The sequence below is a fragment of the Pedobacter sp. 01N416 genome (genome assembly GCF_056399685.1).
The window spans coordinates 1-8,807 of sequence record NZ_JBFTRT010000353.1; the positions used below are offsets into that span (position 1 = coordinate 1).

General features: G+C 37.3%; 10 protein-coding genes. 2 read left to right on the forward strand and 8 right to left on the reverse strand.

Annotation, left to right across the window (positions count from 1 at the left end):
• From AC1DND_RS18455 to AC1DND_RS18470, 4 genes are all read right to left on the reverse strand, one after another.
• Positions 1–1,306: OmpA family protein (locus tag AC1DND_RS18455; RefSeq protein WP_477583846.1), on the reverse strand; the 1,306-nt coding region annotated here is incomplete at its 3' end.
• 236 nt (positions 1,307–1,542) lie between these two features.
• On the reverse strand, positions 1,543–2,205 hold the full coding sequence (locus AC1DND_RS18460; RefSeq protein ID WP_477583848.1) for a YdeI/OmpD-associated family protein: 663 nt from the start codon (positions 2,203–2,205) through the stop codon (positions 1,543–1,545).
• A gap of 50 nt (positions 2,206–2,255) precedes the next feature.
• On the reverse strand, positions 2,256–2,786 hold the full coding sequence (locus AC1DND_RS18465; protein ID WP_477583849.1) for an RNA methyltransferase: 531 nt from the start codon (positions 2,784–2,786) through the stop codon (positions 2,256–2,258).
• Positions 2,787–2,984: 198 nt separating this feature from the next.
• Complete coding sequence (locus AC1DND_RS18470) at positions 2,985–4,136, reverse strand: galactokinase (protein ID WP_477583851.1); 1,152 nt, start codon at positions 4,134–4,136, stop codon at positions 2,985–2,987.
• 76 nt (positions 4,137–4,212) lie between these two features.
• Here AC1DND_RS18470 and AC1DND_RS18475 point away from each other — a divergent pair, with 76 nt between their 5' ends.
• On the forward strand, positions 4,213–5,262 hold the full coding sequence (locus tag AC1DND_RS18475) for an aldose epimerase family protein (RefSeq protein WP_029274395.1): 1,050 nt from the start codon (positions 4,213–4,215) through the stop codon (positions 5,260–5,262).
• A 3-nt stretch (positions 5,263–5,265) separates the two neighbouring features.
• On the forward strand, positions 5,266–5,484 hold the full coding sequence (locus AC1DND_RS18480; protein ID WP_477583853.1) for a DUF1398 family protein: 219 nt from the start codon (positions 5,266–5,268) through the stop codon (positions 5,482–5,484).
• 246 nt (positions 5,485–5,730) lie between these two features.
• Here the strand turns inward: AC1DND_RS18480 and AC1DND_RS18485 are convergent, their stop codons facing one another.
• The 4 genes from AC1DND_RS18485 to AC1DND_RS18500 form a co-directional block, all read right to left on the reverse strand.
• Positions 5,731–6,591: a nucleoside phosphorylase gene (locus tag AC1DND_RS18485; protein ID WP_477583855.1), complete on the reverse strand. Its 861-nt coding sequence runs from the start codon at positions 6,589–6,591 to the stop codon at positions 5,731–5,733.
• A gap of 76 nt (positions 6,592–6,667) precedes the next feature.
• Positions 6,668–7,282, reverse strand: a complete 615-nt coding sequence (locus tag AC1DND_RS18490; protein WP_477583857.1) for an IMPACT family protein — start codon at positions 7,280–7,282, stop codon at positions 6,668–6,670.
• The gene (locus AC1DND_RS18495) at positions 7,269–8,138 is read right to left on the reverse strand and encodes an EamA family transporter (protein ID WP_477583858.1); all 870 of its coding nucleotides are present in this window, start codon (positions 8,136–8,138) and stop codon (positions 7,269–7,271) included. Before AC1DND_RS18495 ends, AC1DND_RS18490 begins: the two co-directional genes overlap by 14 nt.
• Positions 8,139–8,807 (reverse strand): RibD family protein (locus AC1DND_RS18500; protein WP_477583860.1); only part of this gene is annotated, 669 nt, incomplete at its 5' end.

The following is an 8,807-nucleotide window of genomic DNA, read 5'->3' on the forward strand; positions in this document are numbered from 1 at the left end:
GTTGACGGCCAGCTGCAGTTTTGTTTGTTGCAATTGGTTGGTCAGGTCCGTAACCTGTAGCTTCAATTCTTGATGCATTTGCACCTTGAGATACTAAATAAGCTTTTACCGATTCTGCTCTGTCTTTAGATAAACGTAAGTTTAATTCTCTACCGCCGGTATTATCAGTATGACCAGCTAATTTTAAGCTGAAGTTTTTCTCAACCAATAAACCAGCAACACGATTTAAAGTAGCAAATGATTTAGAACGGATAGTTGATTTACCTAAATCGAACTCTAAGTTAGAAATCGCATCTTTAACAACTTTACGGTCAGCTTCAGTAATTACTCTGGTTTCTTTAATTACTTCACGTTGAACTTTGATCGGACAACCAGAGCCATCAACAACAGTACCCGATGCAGTGCCAGGGCATTTGTCGAATTTGTTTGCTACACCATCATTATCATCATCGCCTAGATCTTTAGCATACTGCTCTCTATCGCGTTGTGCATTTTGCTCAGCGGTTGATAATGCTCTTCTTAATTCAGCACTTTCCTCAGCAGTTTGCTTGTTTAAATTGGCCAATGAGCTATAGTTTTGTAACTGAGGTTTTGATTTATCTCCAATGGCAAACTCTAAACCAGCGTGTGCATAAGCAAACCTATCGTTTGTAGGACCATTAAATCCATCAAATTTAGCCGATTTAACAAAGTTAACATCGTAACCTAAATCAACATTAATACCTTTAGCTACACCTAGTTTTAAACCAGCACCAACTGGTACAAACCAACCTTCTCTGTAAGAACCGGCATCATTGGTATTAGGAGTTGTGGTAGCGCCTGACGACATATAACCAGCACCAGCTTTTAAATAAGGGATAAGTACTGCATTTTCTTGGTTGATGTTAATGTTTGCTACATTCCAAACTGCAGATAAAGCACCCGACCATTGGATATTGGTTTTATAACCTGTGTTTGCAGCATAAGTAGTATTTCCATTTGCGTCAACTCCATTGGCCAATCTCAATTCTTCAACTTTACCGCCCAGGAAATCGGCTTGAATGCCTAAAGAAGGTAAAATTTGTTTTTTAATGTAACCACCGTAACCGATGTGCTCAACCGGAGTTTCAAATTGATGGTTCGAATTGCCAAAAATAGTTCTCGGGGTTAATAAACCTCCATGAACACCAATAGACCAGGTACGGAATTGAGTAGGAGAGAAACGGCCTGCAGCGCTTGTGCTGGTTGGCGTTTCCTGTGCAAATAATTGTGATGATAAACCTAATAAAGCAATCAACATTGTTGATTTAGTAATTCTTGTATTCATGTTTTTCTATTTTGTAAATATTAGTCTCTTAACAGTTTTTGCATCATACTGTTTTGCATGGACTAAGAAAAAACCCTGCCAAAAGCATTATTTTTCTTACAAATAGCATGTTATCAGAAGATTAGGAGGGTAAATAAATTCCACAAAAATATTACTACGTAACTGAAATCACGTTGATTTTTGTATAGTATTCTATACAAAAAATTAAAAAGAACCTTTGTGTAGTAGTTTAAATTCTACTTGTCTGACGGATTTTTCTTATTGTTCAGTAACATCTCCAGTGTTTTTTCGAGCCTGTTTGTACGCGTCTTTTCCTGTTTCGCAGATAAAAGCCAAAGTACGTATTCTTTCCTGTGGGAGTAAGCGAGTTGGTTAAAGTAATCTAATGCTTTAGGATGGCTTTCTAAAAGGGTTTTTAAATCTTCAGGGAGTTTAACAGTTCTGTTCACTGGATCTATATATCCGCCAAATTCGTTGGTCTTAATATGATCATTTCTCAAGCCCGATGGCTTTACTTCAGTAATGAATTTTAAACGCAGGGCAGTCCAGGTTTCGTTTACTGCAACCGAAGCACAGGGTGTTAAACCAAACTTTTTAAGCTCTTGCCAGCTTTTCATCAGATCAAGATCGGATTTGATTTTTGAAGATTTTTTGGGATAGAATACCCAAAAAGTAGTTTTTGCATCAATATGGCAAATATTACTTTCAATTTGCTGGTTAAGTTGATCTGTGCTCGTGGTAAAAATGATTAATACATTAAAATAAACTTCTTCAGTATATTTTATAGCGATATATGGATCGACCTCACCAAAAATGATAAGCGCATCCTCGGGTGCATTTATTACCCTAACAGTGTAGTTAGGTTTAACCTGAAGTTTTTTTAATAATAAATTTTCCATTTTATAAGTCTGATCAACATTGTGTTCTTTGTGGTTAAAAAATAGATGGATTACAACCTTAATTTAGCGAAGAAATCCCAAAAAACAATACCGGCAGAGATTACGATGTTAAAGGAATGTTTGGTTCCAAATTGAGGAATTTCGATACATTCATCAATTTTTGCCATCACTTCGTCGCTCACACCATCAACCTCGTTTCCAAAAATCAGTGCATATTTTTTATTCTGATCGGGCTGGAAAGTGTTCAGCATGGTACTGTTTTCGGCTTGTTCTATTGCAATGATCTCATAACCCAAGGCCCTTAAGGCATCAACTGCCTGTAAGGTATCGGTATAATGAATCCAATCTACAGATTGTGTAGCGCCTAGCGCTGTTTTCTCAATTTCGCGGTGCGGTGGTTGAGCCGTTATGCCACAAAGGATAACTTTTTCCAATGCAAATCCGTCGGCTGTGCGGAATATAGAACCTACGTTGTGCATACTGCGCACATTATCCAACACCACCACAACAGGTAATTTTTCCTGTGCTTTAAACGCTTCAATATCCGGACGATTAAGCTCGTCTAATTTTAATTTTCTCATTAACATTTAATGTTTTACCACAGATAAACAGGATGAACACAGATGGTATATTTTTTTGTTCGTAACTAAATAATTATCAACTGATAGCCCAGTTTTTTGTCTACTATATTTTTATTAAGTTTAACCTTGATGAAAAACAGAATGCAAATTTTTCTAACCAAAATCTGTGGTTATCTGTGCAAATCTGTGGTTAATATTTTATAATCTAATTGGCCCATAGCCAATTTCGCTAATGTAAATCGCAGCGGGATAGCCAATTTTATCTACGTAATAATCGGTTAAATGTTTTGCAAAGTCTTCTTCAAAGCCTTTCTCCAACAAAGCTATTGCACATCCGCCAAATCCAGCACCGGTCATACGGGCACCTATAACATGCTCATAATCTGTGCAAAAATCTACTACTGTATCCAATTCTTTTCCGCTTACTTCATATAATGTTTTTAATGATTCGTGCGAGGCATACATCAAGCGGCCAAATTCTTCCAGGTTTCCGCCGTTTAAGGCTTTAGCCGCTAAATGAACCCGATCATTTTCTTTGACCACATGTGTTGTACGGTTTAAAATAGTTTCATCTGTTATTAAATGGCTGTGTAATGCAAATTTCTCAGCGGTTAATTCGCAAAGATAATGAAGTGTTATTTCCTGGTTCAGCAATTTCAGTGCAGTTTGGCATTCTGCTACACGTTCGTTGTATTTAGAATCTGCTAATTCTCTTGGTTTATTGGTATTGATGATGGCCAAAACATAATTGCCCAGGTCAACATCAACCATTTTGTATTTTAAGGTCTCACAGTCTAAAACAATCGCTTTGTTTTTTTCGCCAAAAACAACTGCAAACTGATCCATAATACCAGAATTTAAGCCTATAAAATCATTCTCAACGCGTTTGGCGATTTTAACCAGTTCCAGTTGATCATAACCAAGATTAAAATAAGTATTTAAAGCATAAGCAGTGGCAATTTCTATAGAAGCTGAAGAGGAGAGACCAGATCCGATTGGAATATTTCCATAAAACAGAAAATCCACGCCATTAATTTCTTTTCCATCATTAATAAATTCGTTGATCACACCTATAGGGTAATTGGCCCATAAGCTGCCATCTTTATCGTTTGTGGTATTACTTGTTACCTCAGTTTGAACTTCGAAGTTTAAGCTTTTAAACCTGAATTTATGATCGTTATTTGAGGAAATGGCTACCCAGGTTCCCAAGGTAATGGCACAGGGCATAACCAAACCGCCATTATAATCGATGTGTTCGCCTATCAGGTTAACACGCCCGGGGGTAAAATAAACGGCATCAGCTTTTTTATGGTATTGCTCGGCAAATTTTTCCTCAAGGTTAATGTTCATTTGGCTAAAATATATTTATAAAAAGCATTAATAATAGTATGTTTGTTTAGGAAACAAAAGCCCTAAGTTACAATTTATGAGCGTTCAGCAAATACCTACCGGAAAAATTATTGATGGCGAAGAAGTTATCGCAATCGAACTAACCAACAGTAAAGGCACTTATGTCAAAATATTCAATTATGGCACCATTATCAACAAATTTGTAGTTAAGAATGCTAAAGGCGAAAAACAGGATATCGTTCTTGGTTTCGATACTTTTGAAGAATACCTTGATCCTGCTTATTTGGCAAACTATCCTTATTTTGGCGCTATTGTTGGCCGATATGCCAACCGCATAAAAAATGGAAGACTCGTTATTGATGATGAAACCTATCAGCTGGCACAAAATGCCGGTACCGATACCCTGCATGGTGGTATAGTAGGCTTTGATAAAAAAGTTTGGGATATTGTTGAAATTAATGATGGGCCTCAACCTTCAGTTACCCTGCAATATGAAAGTGTAGACGGAGAGGAAAATTTCCCTGGAAACCTGGTTATTGATTTAACTTTCGAACTGACTGAAAATGATGAATTGATTTTAAGTTATGAAGCCGAAACAGATAAAGCTACAGCCATTAACTTAACGCACCATAGTTATTTTAACCTGGCGCCTGAGGGTGGAAACATCAAAAACCATAAGCAACAGATTTTCGCTTCAAATTATTTGGAGCAAGATGATAATTATTCGGTAACAGGTACATTAATTCCTGTGGAAGGTACACCATTGGATTTTACGAAATCTAAAGCAATAGGGCAGGATTGGAATGAAGATGAAGGATACGACCAAACTTTCGTTTTGGATAAGATCTATGGCGATTTATCGCTGGCCAGTAAAACAATTGAAGAAGAAAGTGGTTTAGTTTTAAGCGTATACACCACAGAACCGGTAGCCCATTTGTACACAGCGAAATATTTAGGAGTAAAAAACGGTAAAGGTGGAAAAGATTATGACAGTTATGGAGCCTTTTGTGTAGAAACACAACACCACCCAAATGCGGTTAATGTTCCAACTTTTCCTAGTACCATTTTAAGACCGGATGATTTGTACACGCAAACTACAATTTACAAAGTTTCATTAAACAGATAGATTATGTTCACCATCGAGATTATAAATGATGAAGCGTCTGCTGGTAAGTTAACACATGCTTTGAAAATACATCAGCAGGGAGAAACCGATTATTTTACCTTTTGCAAGCAAGCCGCAGATGCGGGCGTAGAGAAATGGGTAACCGACCTCGAAGAAATGACCTGTACTTATTTAGATGCTGAAGGCAATGAACTGATGAAGGAGAAGATACGAAAAGTATAAGAGGCTGTATCATAAATTGTAATTTGCTTTGAATTTGTCATGTTGAGCCTGTCGAAACACCTTGTAAGACATCTAAAGCATGTCCTTCGACAAGCTCAGGATGACAATTCTATATTTATGATATAGCTGTCTTTTTATTGCTGCGATTGACATCCAGATTCCTTAGTCTGTGATCGTCCTTGAATCTACCACGCTTCGATTTCTGTAATGTCAGATGTTACCATCTGACATTCAATAGATTTTTATTTAAATTCTTTCAAGCACCATTTTTATCGCTTGCGCTACAATTTTGTTTGGTTCTTTGCTAAATTCGAAATTTACACGACTGGCTAAAATGGCATTTACTGAAATTGCGTTATGACCCAAAACTTTGGCTAGTGCATAAATCCCTGCGGTTTCCATTTCCAGATTGGTAATACGGTGCTGATTGCTTTTAAAGCTATTAATCAAGCCAATAAAATCGGGAACCGCGTTTTTAGCACGTACAATTCTACCCTGTGGAGCATAAAAGCCAGGCGCCGTAATGGTTATGCCTTTCGCCATGTCTTTTCCAATCGTATTCAATAATGTTTCACTCGCTGCCGTTAAATAAGGATTGATATTTTTAAGATGCCCAAAGTGTGCTTTGATATCATCCATTAAAATCTGTTCATCACCAGATAATTTTTGAAGGTAATAATTCATTAAGGCATCCATCCCTAAGCCATAAGAAGAAGCTAAAATTGTTCCCATCGGAATATCCGGTTGAACAGCACCAGAGGTACCCACTCTGATAATATTTAATGAAGTAAGCTCTTTTTTAATTTCACGGGTTTCAAAATCAACATTAACCAGGGCATCTAACTCATTAAAAACAATATCAATGTTATCGGTACCAATACCTGTTGAGAGTACGGTAACGCGTTTTTTGCCTAAATAACCAGTGTGGGTGATAAACTCGCGTTTACCTTTTTTAAATTCTATTTTGTCGAAATATTTGCTTACCTCGCCAACGCGGTCAGGATCGCCAACGGTAATTACAGTATCAGCAATATCACCCGGTAAAAGGTTTAAGTGGTATATGCTCCCATCAGGATTGATGATTAAGTCGCTTTCGGATATTTTCATATTTGGTTTATTTTGCCCGCTGATTTCGATGATTCACTCAGATTTCATCCGTGTTCACCCTTTTAATCTGTGGTTATTAAACGGTTTGCAGGTATTTTAATTTAACACCTTCAATTTTATCAAATTTACTTAAAACCTGGTTGAGTTGTGCTTTTCTGACTTCAAATTTCAATATGCAATTGGTATCAAACTGTTGCGCCAAAATCTGTAAGTTCTCCTCTTTGCTCAACTTCATTACATCGTTCATCTGAAGGTAATCGAAATGCACTTCATAAACATCATTCACGGTTTTGCTGATAACCGAAGCTGCTTTAATTGCCTCAACACTAGCTGTTTTGTATGCATTAATTAAACCTGGAACACCCAGTAAGGTTCCACCGAAATAACGTACAACAACAATTAATGTATTGGTGATATCTTCTGACAATAAACAGTTCAGAATAGGCCTGCCTGCGGTACCCGAAGGTTCGCCATCATCATTCATTCGATAAACAGATCGATCTGGTGTTAAACGATATGCATAACAAAAATGATTGGCCTTAACATGTTCTGCGCGAAGTTTGGTGATAACCGGCTTTAATTCTACTTCACTACGGATAGGATAGGCATATGCAATAAATTTGCTTCCTTTATCTCGAAAGATACCCTCTGAGGCACTTTCGATGGTTTTATAAGAATCATCGAACAGCATTTTGCGATAGTGTAATGAAAATAATAGCAGCAATAGCGAAGATGATGCCTGCGTAATTTAACTTGCTCAGCTTTTCTTTAAAAGCAATAACACCAATTAAGGTGCCTACTATGATTACGCCTAAATTCATCGCTGCAAACACGGTAGATGGATTTTCTGCCAGCGCTTTATGGGCTTTCATGTAAAAAAGGATATTCCCAAAATTGAAGAAGCCTAAAATAAATCCGCAAACCACATTTACCAGTTGTATTTTTATTTTGCCAGCCATTACCATCGAAATTACAATAAGCAATGAAACAATAAACGCCAGGCAAAAAACAGTAAAAAGCGAGGTGGTATAAGGCAATTCTTTATATAATGCAATTTGTTTAAAAAGGACGTCGATTACCCCAAAACCGACGAAAACCATAATGGGGTAGAGCAGGCTTCCTTTATTGCTTTCTTCCTGATCAGATTTCCGAAGAAAAGTTAAAAAAATAGCCACAAAACCAATCGCCAGACCAATAATTTTCAGGTTATTAAAATCTTCTTTAAAAATAAAATAAGCCGCCAGTATCGGGATAAATAGCGATAAAYGTWGTGCGATATCTGTTTTAACAATGCCAAGGTTTTTTACCGATGCCGCAAGGAATAAAAATATCGACGGCAATAGAATAGCCAGGGCAATATAAATAGGCCACGGTGCGGTAGAGGTGATCAGTTTAACATCGGGCTTAAAAAAAAGAAAACATAAGCTTAATGCAGTAAAATAATTAATGGTAACGGCTTGAATAATACTGATTTGGTACCGTTTTGCCAGCTTTAATAAAACGGCTACGGTAACACTACAGCAAATGCTTAAAATAATGTAGATCATTTATTTGATGTCGTTTAGATAGATAGAGAGTTTGTCATTTCCGATTTGAACTGTTTCCTGCAGATTTCCATTAATGTTTGGAGAAGAAACCCCATCGCTCCAGCTGGCAGATGAAGTAAAAATACGTGCTTCATCCCATAGGTTGGTATTTAAAAATTGATTTAAAATATTGGCGCCGCCCTCAATGATTACCGATTGTATATCCATCAGGTAAAGCTGAAAGGCGATTTTTTGGGCTAAATAAAAGTGCATATCTTCCATCTGGATATAATGGATATTCTCTATAACATCAGTTTTAACCTCATTAAAGATAATGGTTTTGGCTGCTGCATTGAAGATATGGTTCGTTATTGGCACCTGAAGGTTCTTGTCGATTACCAGGCGGATTGGGTTTTTGCCTGTCCATTCCCGAGCGGTTAATTGCGGATTATCCATAATGGCAGTTTGCTTGCCGATCAGGATCGCATCTTCTTCGCTACGCCATTGATGCGCCAAACGTTTGGCCAAAGCGCCGCTGATCCATTTCTGGTGACCATCCTTTGTTGCGAAATAACCATTTGCGGTTTGGGCCCATTTTAAAATAATATAAGGTCTTTGTTTTTGTATCCGGGTAAAAAATCTTCTGTTGAAATAGCGGCATTCATCATCCAAAATTCCACTCGCCACTTC